Origin of the sequence: Enterobacter soli, assembly GCF_964208575.1 — a bacterium.
GTDB classification, from domain to species: domain Bacteria; phylum Pseudomonadota; class Gammaproteobacteria; order Enterobacterales; family Enterobacteriaceae; genus Enterobacter; species Enterobacter soli_A.
This window is the reverse complement of record NZ_CAXOFU010000009.1, coordinates 137410-155561: the sequence shown is the minus strand read 5'-3', so window position 1 is coordinate 155561 and position 18152 is coordinate 137410. Positions and strand designations below refer to the sequence as shown.

Annotated in this window: 14 protein-coding genes; 8 read left to right on the top strand and 6 right to left on the bottom strand. The window is 55.9% G+C overall.

Going from position 1 to position 18152, the window contains the following annotated elements; genetic code table 11:
* The first annotated feature begins 80 nt into the window (after nt 1-80).
* Nucleotides 81-1076, top strand: coding sequence for an acyltransferase (locus tag AB6V08_RS11760; protein ID WP_368542816.1), 996 nt, complete (start codon nt 81-83; stop codon nt 1074-1076).
* Between the two features lie 52 nt (nt 1077-1128).
* Here AB6V08_RS11760 and xylB read toward each other — a convergent pair whose 3' ends face one another.
* Complete coding sequence (gene xylB / locus AB6V08_RS11755; RefSeq protein WP_368542815.1) at nt 1129-2583, bottom strand: xylulokinase; 1455 nt, start codon at nt 2581-2583, stop codon at nt 1129-1131.
* A 70-nt stretch (nt 2584-2653) separates the two neighbouring features.
* Entirely contained in the window at nt 2654-3976 is a 1323-nt protein-coding gene (gene xylA, locus AB6V08_RS11750) for a xylose isomerase (RefSeq protein ID WP_368542814.1), read from the bottom strand.
* Nucleotides 3977-4347: 371 nt separating this feature from the next.
* Between xylA and xylF the strand changes: the two genes are divergently transcribed.
* The 4 genes from xylF to xylR all read left to right on the top strand — a co-directional run bounded on the left by xylF (nt 4348) and on the right by xylR (nt 9326).
* Nucleotides 4348-5340, top strand: coding sequence for a D-xylose ABC transporter substrate-binding protein (gene xylF / locus AB6V08_RS11745; RefSeq protein ID WP_368542813.1), 993 nt, complete (start codon nt 4348-4350; stop codon nt 5338-5340).
* A 72-nt stretch (nt 5341-5412) separates the two neighbouring features.
* Nucleotides 5413-6954 (top strand): xylose ABC transporter ATP-binding protein, encoded by a 1542-nt coding sequence (locus AB6V08_RS11740; RefSeq protein WP_368542812.1) that lies wholly within the window; start codon nt 5413-5415, stop codon nt 6952-6954.
* The gene (xylH, locus tag AB6V08_RS11735; protein ID WP_368542811.1) at nt 6932-8113 is read left to right on the top strand and encodes a xylose ABC transporter permease XylH; all 1182 of its coding nucleotides are present in this window, start codon (nt 6932-6934) and stop codon (nt 8111-8113) included. The genes AB6V08_RS11740 and xylH overlap by 23 nt, the downstream gene beginning before the upstream one ends.
* Before the next feature lie 34 nt (nt 8114-8147).
* The gene (gene xylR / locus AB6V08_RS11730; protein WP_368542810.1) at nt 8148-9326 is read left to right on the top strand and encodes a D-xylose utilization transcriptional activator XylR; all 1179 of its coding nucleotides are present in this window, start codon (nt 8148-8150) and stop codon (nt 9324-9326) included.
* 47 nt (nt 9327-9373) lie between these two features.
* Here xylR and AB6V08_RS11725 read toward each other — a convergent pair whose 3' ends face one another.
* On the bottom strand, nt 9374-10201 hold the full coding sequence (locus AB6V08_RS11725; RefSeq protein WP_368542809.1) for a protein bax: 828 nt from the start codon (nt 10199-10201) through the stop codon (nt 9374-9376).
* A 314-nt stretch (nt 10202-10515) separates the two neighbouring features.
* On the opposite strand from AB6V08_RS11725, the gene AB6V08_RS11720 reads away from it, so the two are divergent.
* Together AB6V08_RS11720 and avtA are read left to right on the top strand one after the other, a co-directional pair.
* A complete protein-coding gene (locus tag AB6V08_RS11720) occupies nt 10516-12546 on the top strand; it encodes an alpha-amylase (protein ID WP_368542808.1) in 2031 nt (676 codons plus the stop codon).
* 178 nt (nt 12547-12724) lie between these two features.
* Nucleotides 12725-13981 carry a valine--pyruvate transaminase gene (avtA, locus tag AB6V08_RS11715; protein ID WP_368542807.1) on the top strand — a complete coding sequence of 419 codons (1257 nt, stop codon included), beginning with the start codon at nt 12725-12727 and terminating at the stop codon, nt 13979-13981.
* A 3-nt stretch (nt 13982-13984) separates the two neighbouring features.
* Here the strand turns inward: avtA and AB6V08_RS11710 are convergent, their stop codons facing one another.
* Together AB6V08_RS11710 and AB6V08_RS11705 are read right to left on the bottom strand one after the other, a co-directional pair.
* Nucleotides 13985-14455, bottom strand: coding sequence for a 4Fe-4S dicluster domain-containing protein (locus AB6V08_RS11710; protein WP_368542806.1), 471 nt, complete (start codon nt 14453-14455; stop codon nt 13985-13987).
* Between the two features lie 270 nt (nt 14456-14725).
* Nucleotides 14726-15466: a MipA/OmpV family protein gene (locus AB6V08_RS11705; protein WP_368542805.1), complete on the bottom strand. Its 741-nt coding sequence runs from the start codon at nt 15464-15466 to the stop codon at nt 14726-14728.
* Nucleotides 15467-15583: 117 nt separating this feature from the next.
* Here AB6V08_RS11705 and AB6V08_RS11700 point away from each other — a divergent pair, with 117 nt between their 5' ends.
* A complete protein-coding gene (locus AB6V08_RS11700) occupies nt 15584-16540 on the top strand; it encodes a LysR family transcriptional regulator (RefSeq protein ID WP_368542804.1) in 957 nt (318 codons plus the stop codon).
* Between the two features lie 9 nt (nt 16541-16549).
* On the opposite strand, the gene aldB is transcribed toward AB6V08_RS11700, so the two are convergent.
* Nucleotides 16550-18088, bottom strand: coding sequence for an aldehyde dehydrogenase AldB (gene aldB, locus AB6V08_RS11695; RefSeq protein WP_368542803.1), 1539 nt, complete (start codon nt 18086-18088; stop codon nt 16550-16552).
* Nucleotides 18089-18152 lie beyond the last annotated feature (64 nt).

The window sequence follows — 18152 nt, the reverse complement described above, 5'->3', positions numbered from 1 at the left end:
AAAATAAAACTCAGATTTTTCCAAGGGAAGGCTTTTGCGCAGAAGCAGTCACACTCTATTTACAGGGAAAAGAGGAACTAATGCAGTCAAAAATTAACTGGATTGATAACCTGCGGGGAATAGCGTGCCTGATGGTGGTGATGATCCACACAACCACCTGGTATGTCACCAACGCCCACAGCGTCAGCCAGGTTAACTGGGACATCGCCAATATTCTGAACTCGGCTTCACGAGTGAGCGTGCCGCTATTCTTTATGATCTCCGGCTTTCTCTTTTTTGGCGAACGCAGCGCCCAGCCGAGACACTTCATCCGCATCGCGTCCTGCCTGCTCTTTTACAGCGCCGTTGCCCTGCTCTATATCACGCTGTTTACCTCCATTAACGCCGGGCTCTCGCTGAAAAATGTGCTGCAAAAACCGGTTTTCTACCATCTGTGGTTTTTCTTCGCCATCATCGTGATTTATCTGGTTTCACCGCTGATTCAGGTCAAGCAGGTCGGCTGGAAAATGCTGCTGGCGCTGATGCTGGTGATTGGGGTAGTGGCGAATCCCAATACCCTGTCGCAGAAAATCGACGGCGTCGAATGGCTGCCGGTGAATCTCTATATCAACGGCGATACGTTTTACTACGTGCTGTACGGCATGTTGGGGCGCGCCCTGGGAATGATGGACACGCAAAAGCGCGGCCTGAACTGGCTGTGTGCGGCCATTTTTATTGCAGGCGTGGCGATTATTTCTCGCGGGACGCTGCATGAGCTGCAGTGGCGCGGCAACTTTGCCGATACCTGGTATCTGTACTGCGGGCCGATGGTCTTTATCTGCGCGATCGCCCTGCTGACGCTGGCTAAAAATACCCTCAACGCGCGCCCTCTTCCCGTACTGAGCCTCATCTCGCGGCATTCGCTGGGGATTTACGGCTTTCACGCCCTCGTGATTCATGCGCTTCGCACGCGCGGCGTGGAGTTAAAAAGCTGGCCGCTGCTGGATATCGTCTGGATTTTTGCCGCAACGCTGGCAGCGAGTTTGCTGCTCTCGATGCTGTTACAAAAAATAGATACCCGCCGATTTGTGAGCTAGCCCGAACGGGTGAGCTGCAGGCCGGGTAAGCGCATCGCCACCCGGCCACTGCTTATGACATCAGCGGCTTAAGCTGCTGATAAATATTACGGAACACTTCACGACGCCCAGCGTAGAGGGCGTGCTTTTTCGCATCAGGCGTATGTTGTTCCTCAAGCGGCAGCTGCGGTAAAAGCTCGGATAACGGCTTCTCAGGATTGACCGCGATCTGCGCCAGGCGCGCGGCACCCAGCGCGGGCCCCACGTCGCCGCCCGTGCGGTAATCAAGCTGCAATCCGCTGATATCAGCGAGCATCTGCCGCCAGTAGCTGCTGCGCGCACCGCCGCCAATCAGGGTAATGCTGGACGGTTTCAACCCGCAGTCGTGGACAACGTCCATCCCGTCCGCCAGCGCGTACCCCACGCCCTCAAGCACCGCGCGAGCCAGCTCGGCGGGGCCGTGCTGATGGGTCAGGCCAAAGAAAACGCCTTTGGCTTCCGGGTTGTTGTGCGGCGTACGCTCGCCGGAAAGATAAGGTAAAAACCAGACTGCCCCTGCGTTTTCATCCGCCTGCTGCGCCGCCGCGATAAGCGACGGGACGTCCGCCATCCCCGTCAATTTTACCGCCCAGTCAAGACAGGATGCGGCGCTGAGCATCACGGACATCAAATGCCATTTCTCCGGCAGCGCGTGGCAGAAGCTGTGAACGGCGCTTTCCGGGTTGCTGCGATAGCCATCGCTCACGGCAAAATAGACGCCGGAGGTGCCTAGCGAGAGCATCGCCTGACCTGCGTCCACCATCCCCACGCCGACGGCCCCCGCCGCGTTATCACCGCCGCCCGCAACGACCGGCACCGCAGGCATATTCCAGCGCTGCGCAAGGCTCTCCGCCAGCACTCCCGTGACTTCACTGCCTTCAAACAGGGCTGGCATATGGTCGCGCGTCAGGTGACACGCATCGAGCATTGCCTCGCTCCAGTCGCGTTTCGCCACGTCGAGCCACAGGGTGCCCGCAGCGTCAGACATGTCGCTGGCAAACTCGCCCGTCATGCGAAAACGAAGATAATCTTTTGGCAGCAACACCTTAGCGACCTGGCGGAAAACGTCCGGCTCATGGCGCTGAACCCACAAGAGTTTGGGCGCGGTAAAGCCCGGCATCATCAGGTTGCCGGTGATTTCCCGTGAGGTGGGAACACGTTCTTCAAGAATGGCGCACTCTTCACCGCAGCGACCGTCGTTCCAGAGGATCGCCGGGCGCAGCACGCGATGCTGGCTGTCGAGCAGCGTGGCGCCGTGCATTTGTCCGGCAATGCCAAGCGCTTTAACCTCGCGCAGGCTTTGCTGTTGGCCGAGCGCTTTGATTGCGCGATCCGTTGCCAGCCACCACTGCTCAGGATCTTGTTCTGACCACAGCGGGTGCGGACGCGAAACCTCAAGCTTTTCAGTCTGTGTTGCTAACACCTCGCCCTGCTCGTTCAGCAGGATGGCTTTCACACCCGATGTGCCAAGATCGATCCCGATATACATGTGGTGACTCCTTTAACAGAAATGCCCGGTGGCGATGCGCTTCCCGGGCCTGCATTTATTTTACGGCCTGTTATTTGTCGAACAGATAATGATTAACCAGGTTTTCCAGCAGCTCCTGATGACCGCTTTGATGCTGCGGTGCCAGGTTGTGCTGTTCAGCGTACTTCGCGATTTCAGAGAGCGATAACTGCCCTTTCAAAATTTGCTGACCCAGTTCACTGTTCCAGCCGCCGTAGCGCTTCGCCACGCGTTTATCCAGCTCACCGTCTTCAATCATGCGCGCCGCGACTTTCAGCGCCAGCGCCATGGTATCCATCGCCCCGATGTGACCGTAGAACAGGTCATATTTATCGGTACTTTGACGGCGCACTTTGGCGTCAAAGTTCAGGCCACCGGTGGTGAAACCGCCCGCCTTAATGATTTCGTACATTACCAGCGCATTCTCTTCCACGCTGTTCGGGAACTGGTCGGTGTCCCAACCCAGCTGCGGGTCGCCGCGGTTGGCATCCACAGAGCCAAAGATACCGAGGGCAATCGCCGAGGCGATTTCATGATGGAACGAGTGCCCCGCGAGGGTCGCGTGGTTCGCTTCGATGTTCACTTTGATCTCTTTTTCCAGACCAAACTGTTTCAGAAAGCCGTAGACGGTTGCCACATCATAATCATACTGGTGCTTGGTTGGCTCTTGCGGTTTCGGCTCAATCAGCAGCGTGCCGCGGAAGCCGATTTTGTGCTTGTGGTCGACAACCATCTGCATGAAGCGGCCAATCTGTTCGCGCTCCTGGCGCAAATCGGTGTTCAGCAGGGTTTCGTAGCCTTCACGACCGCCCCACAGCACGTAGTTTTCACCCCCAAGCTGGTGCGTGGCGTTCATCGCCGTGACCACCTGCGTGGCGGCCCAGCTAAAGACTTCAGGATCCGGGTTGGTTGCCGCACCTGCGCCGTAGCGCGGGTTGGTGAAGCAGTTCGCGGTGCCCCACAGCAGCTTCACGCCGCTCTGTTGCTGTTTAGCCGCCAGCACGTCCACCATCTGCGCGAAGTTGTTCAGATACTCTTTCAGCGATGCGCCTTCTGGCGACACATCGACATCATGGAAGCAGTAGTACGGCACGTTCAGCTTGTGGAAGAATTCAAACGCCACATCGGCTTTGCGCTTCGCCAGCTCAATCGCTTCGCCTGGCTGCTGCCACGGACGATCGAAAGAGCCAACGCCGAACATATCGGCACCGTTCCAGCAGAAGGTGTGCCAGTAACAGGCGGCAAAGCGCAGATGATCTTCCATGCGCTTACCCAGCACCAGCTCATCCGGATTGTAGTGACGAAATGCTAAAGGATTGGCGGATTTCGGGCCTTCGTAACGAACACGATCGAGTTGGTCGAAATAAGCTTGCATATTGAGCTCCATAATCAAGGGATGCGGCGAGTAGTCGATACTGGAGTAATAGTGGATACACATTCGCGCTTGCTCAATTACGTTATTTCACACTGCTATTGAGAGAATGCACAACTGTGCGCTGGCTCGCAAAATAATGCGCAGGCAAACCATTTTTCGGCGCTTATTCCAGATTTCCGTGTAATTAATAAGTTACGCATTTTAAAATTCGATCGCGGTCATAAATTCGGAAATAAACCAAATATCGTAATGAGAAGATAAAAATCTGTAATTGCCAGCCAGCCATTCCCCGTTAAAAATTTGTCTCGTCTACAGCAGTGAATGTTTCTTTTATCTCGGCAACACATCACCTACAAAAAGGCCATATCATTATGAAGATAAAGAATCTGTCCCTTACTCTCTGCACTACTCTCCTGCTTGCCAGCTTTGCCGGCCATGCGAAAGAGGTCAAAATCGGCATGGCGATTGACGATTTGCGTCTGGAACGCTGGCAAAAAGATCGCGATATTTTTGTGAAAAAAGCGGAATCACTTGGCGCACAGGTGTTTGTTCAGTCGGCAAACGGCAATGAAGAAACACAAATGTCGCAAATCGAGAATATGATCAACCGTGGCGTTGATGTGCTGGTCATTATCCCTTACAACGGGCAGGTCTTAAGTAACGTTGTTAAAGAAGCGAAGCAAGAGGGTATAAAAGTTTTAGCTTATGATCGCATGATTAATAATGCGGATATCGATTTTTATATTTCTTTCGATAATGAAAAAGTCGGTGAATTACAGGCAAAAAGCCTGGTCGATAAAGTGCCTCAGGGGAATTATTTCCTGATGGGCGGCTCGCCGGTAGATAACAACGCCAAACTGTTCCGCCAGGGCCAAATGAAAGTCCTGAAGCCGTATATTGATAATGGCAAAATTAAAGTGGTTGGCGATCAATGGGCCGACGGCTGGCTGCCGGAAAATGCGCTGAAAATTATGGAAAACGCCTTAACCGCCAACAACAACAAAATTGATGCCGTTGTCGCCTCCAACGATGCTACCGCAGGCGGCGCCATCCAGGCACTCAGCGCCCAGGGTCTTGCGGGTAAAGTGGCCATTTCTGGCCAGGACGCCGACCTCGCCGGCGTGAAGCGCATCATTGCGGGCACGCAAACCATGACCGTCTACAAACCGATCACCGAGCTTGCCAACACGGCGGCGGAAATTGCCGTGGAGCTGGGCAATGATAAACAGCCCAAAGCCGATACCAGCCTGAATAACGGGCTGAAAGATGTGCCGTCCCGCCTGCTCACCCCTATCGAAGTCAATAAAGACAATATTGACGCCACCGTGGTTAAAGACGGTTTCCACAAAAAGAGCGAACTGTAATCCAGCGCTGCCCCTGCCCTGCGGGGGCGCATCGAGTTGTACTGTTCTTCCTTCGGGTCACGTGGAGCAGTTATGTCTTATTTATTAGAAATGAAAAGCATCACCAAAGCCTTTGGCGCGGTGAAAGCCGTCGATAACGTCAGCCTGCGCCTGAACGCAGGTGAAGTCGTTTCGCTGTGTGGTGAAAACGGTTCGGGCAAATCGACGCTGATGAAGGTGCTGTGTGGGATCTATCCCCACGGTAGCTACGACGGCGAAATCGTCTTTGCCGGAGAAGTGATTGAGGCCACGCATATTCGCGATACCGAACGCAAAGGTATCGCCATTATTCACCAGGAGCTGGCGCTGGTGAAGCATCTCACCGTGCTGGAAAACATCTTCCTCGGTGCCGAAATCTCACGCCACGGCGTGCTGGATTACGACACCATGACCCTGCGCTGCGAAAAGCTGCTGGCGCAGGTAAGCCTTGCGATTTCACCCGACACCCGCGTGGGCGATCTCGGGCTAGGCCAGCAGCAGCTGGTCGAGATCGCCAAAGCGCTGAACAAGCAGGTGCGCCTGTTGATCCTCGATGAGCCGACCGCCTCGCTCACCGAGCAGGAAACGGCGGTGCTGCTTAACATCATCCGCGACCTGCAAAACCACGGCATTGCCTGCATTTATATCTCGCACAAGCTTAATGAAGTGAAAGCCATTTCGGACACCATCTGCGTTATTCGCGACGGTCAGCACATCGGCACACGCGAAGCCCAGGGGATGAGCGAAGACGACATCATCACCATGATGGTAGGGCGTGAACTGACCGCGCTCTATCCGAACGAGCCCCACACCGTGGGCGAGGAAGTCTTACGCGTTGAAAACCTGACCGCCTGGCACCCGGTTAACCGCCACATCAAGCGCGTCAACAACATCTCTTTCTCGCTGCACCGCGGGGAGATCCTCGGTATCGCCGGGTTAGTCGGTGCCGGACGTACCGAAGCGGTGCAATGCCTGTTTGGCGTCTGGCCCGGGCGCTGGGAAGGCAGCATCTACATCGACGGGAAGCAGGTTCATATCGATAACTGTCAGCAGGCCATTGCGCAAGGTATTGCGATGGTGCCCGAAGATCGCAAAAAAGACGGCATTGTGCCGGTGATGGCGGTAGGGAAAAACATTACCCTTGCCGCGCTCAACCAGTTTTCCGGCGCGCTCAGCAGCCTTGACGATGCCGCCGAACAGCAGTGCATTCTCCAGTCCCTTGCCCGCCTTAAGGTTAAAACCTCCTCGCCGGAGCTGGCGATCGGTCGCCTGAGCGGGGGGAATCAACAAAAAGCCATACTCGCGCGCTGCCTGCTGCTCAACCCGCGCATTTTGATTCTCGACGAGCCCACCCGTGGGATCGATATCGGCGCGAAGTACGAAATCTACAAACTGATTAATCAGCTTGTGCAGCAAGGGATTGCCGTCATTGTTATCTCGTCTGAACTCCCCGAGGTGCTGGGTCTGAGCGACCGTGTGCTGGTCATGCACGAAGGGAAACTGAAAGCCAATCTGATTAACCAGAGCCTGACGCAGGAGCAGGTAATGGAAGCCGCATTAAGGAGCGAACGCCATGTCGAAAAGCAATCCGTCTGATCTCAAAGTCGCCGTTCCGACGCCAGGCGCGTTCGCGGGACTTAAAGCGCTAAACCTGCAGGTCTTTGTCATGATCGCCGCCATTGTCGTCATCATGCTGTTCTTTACCTGGATGACCGACGGTTCTTACCTGAGCGCGCGCAACGTTTCCAACCTGCTGCGCCAGACGGCGATCACAGGCATCCTGGCCGTGGGGATGGTATTCGTTATTATCTCGGCTGAAATTGACCTGTCCGTCGGCTCCATGATGGGTCTGCTTGGGGGAGTGGCCGCAATATTCGACGTCTGGCTTGGCTGGCCGCTGCCGCTCACCGTGGCGGTAACTCTGGTGCTGGGTCTGGTTCTCGGGGCCTGGAACGGATGGTGGGTTGCCTACCGTAAGGTGCCGTCGTTTATCGTCACCCTCGCCGGGATGCTGGCCTTCCGCGGCATTCTGATTGGCATCACCAACGGCACAACCGTGTCCCCCACCAGCGCATCCATGTCGCAAATCGGACAGAGCTACCTCTCCAACGGCTTAGGCTTTACCCTCGGCGTGGTGGGTCTGATGGCGTTCGTGGCCTGGCAGTGGCGCGGGCGGATGCGTCGTCAGGCGCTGGGGCTGGCCTCTGCGCCTTCGACATCGGTTGTCGGGCGTCAGGCGCTGACGGCGGTGATTGTGCTGGGTGCGATCTGGCTGCTGAATGACTATCGCGGCGTGCCAACGCCCGTACTGCTGTTGGCGCTTTTGCTGCTGGCGGGCATGTTTATGGCCACCCGCACCGCGTTTGGTCGCCGGATTTACGCTATCGGCGGCAACCTGGAGGCGGCGCGCCTGTCCGGTATCAACGTAGAGCGCACCAAGCTGGCGGTCTTCGCCATTAACGGCCTGATGGTCGCCATTGCCGGGCTTATCCTTAGCTCACGTTTAGGGGCGGGTTCGCCTTCAGCCGGGAACATCGCCGAGCTGGACGCCATCGCCGCCTGCGTTATCGGCGGAACCAGTCTCGCGGGGGGTGTTGGCAGCGTTGCGGGTGCGGTAATGGGGGCATTTATTATGGCTTCGCTTGATAACGGGATGAGTATGATGGACGTCCCGACCTTTTGGCAGTATATCGTCAAGGGGGCCATTCTGCTGCTGGCAGTCTGGATGGACTCCGCCACCAAGCGACGAGCCTGATAACAACATTGTTACTGATTTGGGAAAGTGAGCCATGTTTGAGAAGCGTCACCGCATTACGTTGTTATTCAATGCCAACAAAGCCTACGACCGTCAGGTGGTTGAAGGCGTGGGTGAATATTTGCAGGCGTCGCAATCGGAGTGGGATATCTTCATCGAAGAGGATTTCCGGGCTCGAATTGAAAATATCAAAGACTGGCTTGGCGATGGCGTGATTGCTGACTATGACGATCCCGTCATCGAGAAATTGCTGACCGACGTCGACGTCCCGATTGTGGGCGTTGGCGGCTCTTATCATTCACCCGATCACTACCCGCCCGTTCACTACATCGCCACCGATAACCACGCGCTGGTCGAAAGCGCCTTTTTGCACTTAAAAGAGAAAGGCGTGCATCGCTTCGCGTTTTACGGACTGCCCGCCACCAGCGGTAAACGCTGGGCCGTGGAGCGTGAATACGCGTTCTGTCAGCTGGTCGCGCAGGAGAAGTATCGCGGCGTGGTGTATCAGGGGCTGGAAACGGCCCCCGAGAACTGGCAGCACGCGCAAAACCGTCTGGCAGACTGGCTGCAAACGCTGCCGCCGCAAACCGGGATTATCGCGGTAACGGATGCCCGCGCCCGCCACGTGCTGCAGGTTTGCGAGCATTTGCATATTCCCGTGCCTGAGAAGCTGTGCGTGATTGGCATCGATAACGAAGAGCTCACACGCTATCTGTCGCGCGTGGCGCTGTCGTCCGTGGCGCAGGGAACGCGTCAGATGGGCTACCAGGCGGCGAAGTTACTGCACCGGCTGCTGGATAATGAAGCCCTGCCGCTGCAGCGCTTGCTGGTGCCGCCTGTTCGCGTAGTAGAGCGACGCTCCACCGATTACCGCTCCCTTAACGATCCGGCCGTGATTCAGGCGATGCACTACATTCGCAATCACGCCTGCAAAGGCATTAAGGTCGATCAGGTTCTGGATTCGGTGGGCATTTCTCGCTCTAACCTGGAAAAGCGCTTCAAGGAAGAAGTAGGCGAAACTATTCACGCGGTTATTCACGCAGAGAAACTGGAGAAAGCGCGAAGCCTGCTGATCTCCACGTCGCTGTCGATCAACGAGATTTCACAGATGTGCGGCTACCCGTCGCTGCAATATTTCTATTCGGTATTTAAGAAAGAGTATGACACCACGCCGAAGGAGTATCGGGAGCGGCACAGCGAGGTGCTGATGTAGTTACACAAGAAAAGAAAACGCCTTCCAGTGGAAGGCGTTTTTGATGATTACATATGGGCGGCGATTAAGCGCTGGTTATCCTGATACATGGCGAACAGGTAGTTGTTATAACTCTGCCCCATCGTGGAGTAACCCTTGAGCTTGTGGATCATCGTACTTGCCGTCACTTCCTGATCCGCTTTACGCAGCTGGGCGCGTGACTTACGGAACGAGTTGTAGGCCGGATGCGTGTTCAGATTCACCACGTAAGCGTTCACGGAGTCTTTCACCGACTCAAACTGCGAATAGCCTTTCACCTTGCCCGGTGCGTTGTTACAACGGCCTTTGGCACACTTCATACCAAACAGGTTGTTGTTGTTACGCGCCAGTTTTGATGTGCCCCAGCCGCTTTCGGCTGCTGCCATCGTCGCTACCATGCTGCCTGGAATGATATCCACGCGTTCAAGCAGCGAGTTCCACGGCACTCGACGGGTGTTGCCGTTCCAGCTGATCTTGTAACGTTTCGCGATGTCTTTCAGGCGCGTGCGTTCAGACGGCGACCAGCGGCTATCGTACTGCTTGGAAATAAGCCAGTTACGATCCGCAGTAATCGCGGCATTTTGACTTGTAATGAAAGGCATTACCGTCCGGAGAAACGCTTTTTTCCTTGGTGTCCCGGAAGGGTATTTTCGCAAATCAGGAAGTGAACTGCTCTTTGCACTATTGCGAGAATACTCTTGTTTACTGCTAACCTTACTCTTACTCGTCGTCTTTATGACGTGGGCTTTGTGACTCGATGTATCTGTGTGCGTTTTTGCAAGCACCCCACCTGAAAATGACACGGTGAGTAACATGAGTATCGTAGCCCCAAATCGTCGAATGGGAGTCGATATCATTAGGTCTCCTGGTCGGATTTAAACATTCCAACACCTTATTTTTTTCAAAAATTTGAGAGCGGAATCTCAAATCATATCAAAAATAGACTTTCTGAGCACGTAAAGAAATAGTCGAATTCCGAAACTATGTCATCTAAAAGTTGCTCACTAAATCGTCATTTCTGAAAATTTGTGTGCGTTATCGCAGATAACTGCCTAATTTTGCGCGGGATCACTCATCCTCACGCATCATCCTTGCAGAAAGCATCGGGGGAGGAGTTTCTTGTCTTCCCACGGTGGCAAACTGGTCAAAAATGCCGCGACAGGAATACGGAATGAAACGTACCGCATTAGCTTTTTTGATGTTGCCCGCACTGGCGCATGCAGGCTGGTCATCCCCGGGGTTTAACGCATTCAATGCCGAAGGCACCGGGATATTTACCAGCCAGGCAAAGCTGACGAAGGGTACTCGTCCCCTCACGCTGAGTTTTGACAACGCGTGCTGGCAGACTTCTGAGGCGATCAAACTCAACGAAATGCTGTCGTTAACGCCCTGCGAAGGCACACCGCCGCAGTGGCGCCTCTTCCGCGATGGTGATTACCAGATGCGCGTTGATACGCGCTCCGGCACGCCGACGCTGATGCTGACGATCCAGAGCGCGGAAACCCGGCCGGTCGCGAACGTCACCCGCCAGTGCCCAAAATGGGACGGAAAACCGCTGACCCTTGACGTCAGCAGCACCTTCCCGGAAGGCAGCGTGGTGCGCGACTTCTACAGCAAGCAGACCGCCACCGTGCAGCAGGGGAAAATCACCCTCCAGCCCGCCGCCAGCAGCAACGGCTTACTGCTGCTGGAACGCGCCGAAACCGACAAACCCGCCCCCTTTAGCTGGCAAAACGCCACGGTGTATTTCGTGCTGACCGATCGCTACGTGAACGGCGATCCGACAAACGACAATAGCTATGGCCGTCATAAAGATGGCATGCAGGAGATTGGCACCTTCCACGGCGGCGATCTCAAGGGGCTTACCGGCAAGCTCGACTATTTGCAGCAGCTCGGCGTGAACGCGCTGTGGATCAGCTCTCCGCTGGAGCAAATCCACGGCTGGGTGGGCGGCGGCACGAAAGGCGATTTCCCTCACTACGCCTATCACGGCTACTACACCCAGGACTGGACGAAGCTGGACGCCAATATGGGCAGCGAAGACGATTTACGCCAGCTGGTTGATGAAGCCCACAAGCGCGGCATTCGCGTCCTGTTTGATGTCGTCATGAACCACACCGGCTACGCCACGCTCGCGGATATGCAGGAATACCAGTTTGGCGCGCTCTATCTGCACGGCGACGAGCTGAAAAAGACGCTTGGCGAACGCTGGACCGACTGGAAACCGGGCGCGGGCCAAAGCTGGCATAGCTTTAACGACTACATTAATTTCAGCGATAAAGCCGCCTGGGAAAAATGGTGGGGCAAGAAGTGGGTCCGCACGGACATCGGCGATTACGACAACCCCGGCTTTGACGATTTAACCATGTCGCTGGCGTTTTTACCGGATCTGAAAACCGAATCCACCGTCCCGTCCGGCCTGCCTAACTTTTATCAGCACAAGCCCGACACCCACGCACGCGCGATCTCCGGCTTCACGCCGCGCGATTATCTAACCCACTGGCTCAGCCAATGGGTGCGGGACTACGGCATCGACGGTTTCCGCGTCGATACCGCCAAACATGTCGAGCTCGACGCGTGGCAGCAGCTGAAGGATCGGGCTGGACAGGCTCTGGCCGCGTGGAAAGCGGCCAACCCGGACAAAAAGCTCGATAACGCCCCGTTCTGGATGACCGGCGAATCCTGGGGGCACGGCGTGATGCAAAGCGATTACTATCGCCACGGCTTCGACGCGATGATCAACTTTGATTATCAGGAACAGGCGGCAAAAGCCGTCGATTGTCTGGCGGATATCGACTTAACCTGGCAGCAGATGGCGGAAAAACTGCAAAGCTTCAACGTCCTGAGCTATCTCTCTTCACACGACACGCGCTTGTTCCGTGAGGGGGGCTCGCGCGCCGCCGAACTGCTGCTGCTGGCACCCGGCAGCGTGCAGATCTATTACGGCGATGAATCCGAACGGCCGTTTGGCCCAACCGGCTCTGACCCGCTGCAGGGAACGCGCTCGGACATGAACTGGCAGGACGTTGCAGGCAAGCAGGCTTCAACCGTCGCCCACTGGCAGCTTCTGGGGCAGTTCCGCGCCCGCCACCCGGCGATTGGAGAAGGCAAACAAACCACGCTTTCCCTGAAAGAGGGGTACGGATTTGTGCGCGAGCACAAAGGCGATAAAGTCATGGTTGTGTGGGCAGGGAACCCGTAATCCCATCATCCTGACCCTCTCCCCGCCGGGGAGAGGATCGTTTTCCAGAACAATCAACTACACAACTGCAAACCTGCCGAATAAAACAACAAACCAGACCGCACCTCTCGATTTGCACCCGCACGATGCTAGCGTTATGGTTACCCACTCTCAAAATAAGCCCGACAGATCACCTGCTATGACGTTTTCACTTTTCGGCGACAAATTTACCCGCCATTCAGGCATTACCCGCCTGATGGAAGATCTCAACGATGGGTTGCGCACGCCAGGCGCAATCATGCTCGGCGGCGGAAATCCGGCGCAAATCCCGGAGATGACCGAGTATTTTCAGACCCTGCTGGCCCACATGCTGGAAAACGGCAAAGCGACCGATGCGCTTTGCAATTACGATGGCCCTCAGGGCAAAACCGAGCTGCTGGCTCTGCTGGCAAACATGCTGCGTGAGGAGCTGGGCTGGGATATCGAGCCACAGAATATTGCACTGACAAACGGCAGTCAGAGCGCGTTTTTCTACTTGTTTAACCTCTTTGCAGGACGTCGCGCCGATGGCAGCACCAAAAAAGTGCTGTTCCCGCTGGCCCCAGAGTATATCGGCTATGCCGATTCCGGCCTTGAGGAAGATCTGTTCGTCTCCGCGCGCCCGAACATCGAGCTGCTGCCAGAAGGCCAGTTCAAATATCACGTCGACTTTGAACACCTGCACATTGGCGAAGAGACCGGCATGATCTGCGTGTCGCGCCCGACCAACCCGACCGGCAATGTGATCACCGACGACGAGCTGATGAAGCTGGACGCGCTGGCCAATCAGCACGGCATCCCGCTGGTTATCGATAATGCCTACGGCGTCCCGTTCCCGGGCATTATCTTCAGCGAGGCCCGCCCGCTGTGGAATCCGAACATCGTCCTGTGCATGAGCCTCTCCAAGCTGGGCCTGCCGGGCAGCCGCTGCGGCATCATCATCGCCAATGAAAAAATCATCACCGCCATCACCAACATGAACGGCATTATCAGCCTTTCTCCTGGCGGGATCGGCCCGGCAATGATGTGCGAAATGATCAAACGCAACGACCTGCTGCGCCTGTCGAACGAAGTGATTAAACCGTTTTACTATCAGCGCGTTCAGGACACGATTGCGATCCTTCGCCGCTATTTACCGGAAGAACGCTGCCTGATCCACAAACCCGAAGGCGCCATTTTCCTCTGGCTGTGGTTCAAGGATCTGCCGATTTCGACCGAGCTGCTCTATCAGCGTCTGAAAAAGCGCGGGGTGCTGATGGTGCCGGGCGACTACTTCTTCCCGGGGCTGGATAAACCCTGGCCGCACACGCACCAGTGCATGCGCATGAACTACGTTCCCGATCCGGATAAAATTGAAGCCGGCGTGAAAATTCTTGCCGAAGAGATTGAACTCGCCTGGCGTGAAGCGGGACAGTAACGATTACGCCAGATTACGCAGACGTTCGCCGCGCAGTCTGGCGGGATCAACACAGCTCAGCGCATGAGTCGGGCAGGCCGCAACGCAGGCCGGCCCGCCATCGCGATGGGAGCATAAATCGCATTTCAACGCCTGGGCACGCTGCGCCACCGCGGTCACCTGCATCGCCCCGAACGGGCACGCCACCATACAGCTTTTACAGCCAATGCACCGCGCCTGTTCAACCAGCCAGACGCCGGAAGACTGACGAATAGCCTGAGTCGGGCAGACGTTCGCGCAGGGGGCATCTTCGCACTGATGGCAGGCCACCGCCGTGGTGAACGCTCCGCCCTTTATTACCTTGATCCGGGAAGAGAACGCCGCGGCAGACACGGCGGCGCTGTCCTGCTTTTCCTGATGCGACACCACGCAGGCCACTTCGCAGGTGCGACAGCCAATGCACTTTGCCGAATCAGCAACAATAAACCGGTTCATCTCTCTACCCCGTCCGTGCGTAAAAAATGCAGAGTGCCAGAGAGAGCCTCGCCAGCGCTTTGATCAAACAGGGGAAAATCCCCAGATTTGTGCCAATTGCCACCCTATCTGGCCGAATGCCAGAGGCGAAATACGGATTTGGCTTGAGGAGATATAAGGCGGATAGGAGCCAGGCACGCACAAAGGGACTTTATTCGTAGGCCGGGTCAGGCGAAGCCGCCACCCGGCTAAAAAGAGGCTGCCCCCTTCCGTGGGGACAGTTTTACCCCGTCAGAAACGCCAGGTGACGCCCGTCATCAGCGCGAAGCTGTCGTCGCGGTCGATCATTGGGCTGTTCTTCACGTCGTCAGGCAATACGGTGTAAACCGCGCTCGCGTTCAGGAAAAGATTTTGCGTCAGCTGGTATTTTGCTGCGAGGCCGACGTATGGCGTCCAGCTGTCACCCGCGCTGTATTGATCCAGCCCGGTACGGCGCGATTCGCTGTGGGATACGCCGTAGTAGTAATCGTTGTAGCTTTCGTCGCTATAGAAAACGCCCACGGACGGGGTCAGCGTCAGGCGTTCCATGCGGATTGGGCGGAAATAGGAGATTTCGCCGGTCATCCCGCCGCTTTCGTCCATGGCGTCACCCGCGAGCGCAAACTTCAGGCTACCCCAACGCTCGTGACGATAGTATGCGCCGCCCAGGAATGCAGACGCCTTACGCTCGTCGAGGTGCTTCATCTGGTGGTCGTCGTTATCATCGGGATCGAAGTGCAGCGGCATCCAGGATGCGGTCAGGCTTAACTCGTTTTTTTCATCTTTCCACAGGATCCATCCACCCGTCGTCTGACGAATATAGAAATTATCGCCTTCGTAGCTGATTAACGGCACTGCGGTGGTATTTTGGTTATACCCTTTGTAAGGCGACTCATTAAATACCGCACCCGCACCAAGTGATAATCCACCGGCCATAGCAGATGTTGATGCTAATAATGTGGCAGCGATGAGTAAATTTTTATTAATAGTCATTCTGTGCAATCCATTTATACGCCAAACAAGCGAAGCGCATAATAATGGTTACAAATTTACCCATGCAACAAAGCAGTTTATATAATATTATATATAAAATCATATAGATGGGCGTGCATGATGAATAACCTACAGTTAAAACCGCGCGAGTTAAAAATTATCTCCGTCATCGCCGCCACGCGAAGTATTGGCGACGCCGCTGCGCTATTAGGCATGGCGCAGGCCAACGTCAGCAAATACTTATCGGATTTTGAAACGCGGGTCGGGCTCAAGGTTTTTGAGCGAACCACGCGCCAGCTTGCCCTTACGCAGTTCGGCGAGGCATTACTCCCGTACGTGAATGCTTCGCTGGATAAAAATAGCCAACTCATTAATTTTATTGCCGACTACAAGCACGAAAAGCGCGGTAAAGTGACCATCTACGCGCCAACGGGTATTGTCACCTATCTTGCTCGCCATGTTATTCACAGGATTGAAGAGCCGGGCGACATTCGCCTGTCCCTTAAAACCTATAATCTCGACCGCAATGAATTTGCCGACGGCGTGTCCTTCCCTGACGACTGCGATATTTTAATTACCTATGCGCAACCTAAAGATGAAAGTCTGGTTGCCAGCGTTTTAACAAAATATTCCGTAACGGCGTTTGCGACCAAAGAGTATTTAAGCCAGCACCCTATTAGCGGCCCGGAAGATTTAATCAACCATTCGTGTATATTAATAGACTCAATGCTGGTCGACGATGCCAATATCTGGCGTTTTCGGGTGCATGGAACGGAAGACGTACGCGATTATAAAGTGACGGGAAATTATATTTGCGACAATACGCAAACCGCCCTCGAGCTCGCGCGAAATAATCTTGGGATTGTTTTTGCGCCAAAAGAGAGCCTGCAAAAAGAGTTAACGCAGGGAATGCTGGTGCCCTGCTTCCCGCACCAGGAGGAGTGGTGGCTCGATCTCACGGCGATATTCCGCAAGCGCGAATACCAGCCCTGGCGCGTGCAGTATGTTCTGGATGCGGTGCTGAACTGCCTGCGTCACCAGATTGCTCAGGCCGCCCTTCAGCGAGCGACCTGAGAGTCTGCGTTAAAACAGCCCGAGAGGCTTGTCGGAGTAGCTCACCAGCAGGCACTTCGTCTGCTGGTAGTGTTCCAGCATCATCTTGTGCGTTTCGCGGCCAATGCCCGACTGCTTGTAGCCGCCAAACGCCGCGTGGGCCGGATAGGCGTGGTAGCAGTTCGTCCACACGCGCCCGGCCTGAATGCCGCGCCCCATTTTGTAGGCCAGATTGCCGTTACGGCTCCAGACACCCGCCCCCAGGCCGTACTGGGTGTCGTTTGCAAGCTCCAGCGCCTCCTCCATCGTTTTGAAGGTGGTCACCGCCAGCACCGGGCCAAAAATCTCCTCCTGGAAAACGCGCATGTTGTTCTTGCCGAACAGAATGGTGGGCTCAAGGTAATAGCCCTCGCTGAGATCGCCCGCCAGCGCTTTACGCCGCCCGCCGGTCAGAACGTCTGCCCCCTCTTTCTTGCCGATATCAATGTAGTTAAGGATGGTTTCCAGCTGCCCGTGGGACACCTGCGCGCCCATCTGGGTGACGCTGTCGAGCGGGTTGCCGCTGCGAATCGCCTCTACGCGGCGGATCGCGCGCTCCATAAAGCGCTCGTAGATGGACTCCTGCACCAGCGCCCGGCTTGGGCAGGTACAGACTTCCCCCTGGTTGAAGGCGAACAGCGCAAACCCTTCCAGCGCTTTATCAAAGAAGGCGTCTTCTTCATTCATCACGTCGGCGAAGAAAATGTTCGGCGATTTGCCGCCCAGCTCCAGCGTCACCGGAATGATGTTCTGCGTCGCGTACTGCATGATTTGCTGGCCCACTTCCGTGGAGCCGGTAAAGGCCACTTTGGCGATGCGCTTTGAGGTCGCCAGATATTCACCGATTTCTCCCCCGGCGCCGTTAACCACGTTCACCACGCCCGGCGGCAGCAGGTCGCCGATGACTTCCATCAGCAGCAGCACCGACAGCGGCGTTAAGCGCGCGGGCTTGAGCACCACGCAGTTGCCCGCCGCCAGCGCGGGCGCCATCTTCCAGCTCGCCATCAGCAGCGGGAAGTTCCACGGAATAATTTGCCCGACCACGCCCAGCGGCTCGTGGAAATGGTAAGCCACGGTATCGCTGTCGACTTCGCTGATCCCGCCCTCCTGGGCGCGAATACAGGAGGCAAAATAGCGGAAGTGGTCAATCGCCAGCGGCACATCCGCCGCCAGGGTTTCACGGATCGGCTTGCCGTTATCCCAGGTTTCCGCCGTCGCCAGCAGCTCCAGATTCTGCTCCATGCGGTCGGCGATTTTGAACAATATGGCGGCGCGATCCTGCACGGAGGTCTGCCCCCATTTGTCCTTCACCTTGTGCGCCGCATCCAGCGCCAGATCGATGTCCCGCCTGCCCGAGCTGGCGATGTCGCACAGCGGCTGGCCCGTAACGGGCGTCAGGTTCGTATAGTATTCGCCGTCAACGGGGGCGACCCAGTCGCCGCCGATAAAGTTGTCATACCGGGGTTTCAGTCTGAGAGGAAAACCATACTCGCCCGGCTGAACGCGCGATGAGGGAGGATTGTTTGTCATGACCTTCTCCTTGCTGTTGGTATACAACAAGGGTAGCCGCGGCTGGCTATTTTCTCGCCAGCCG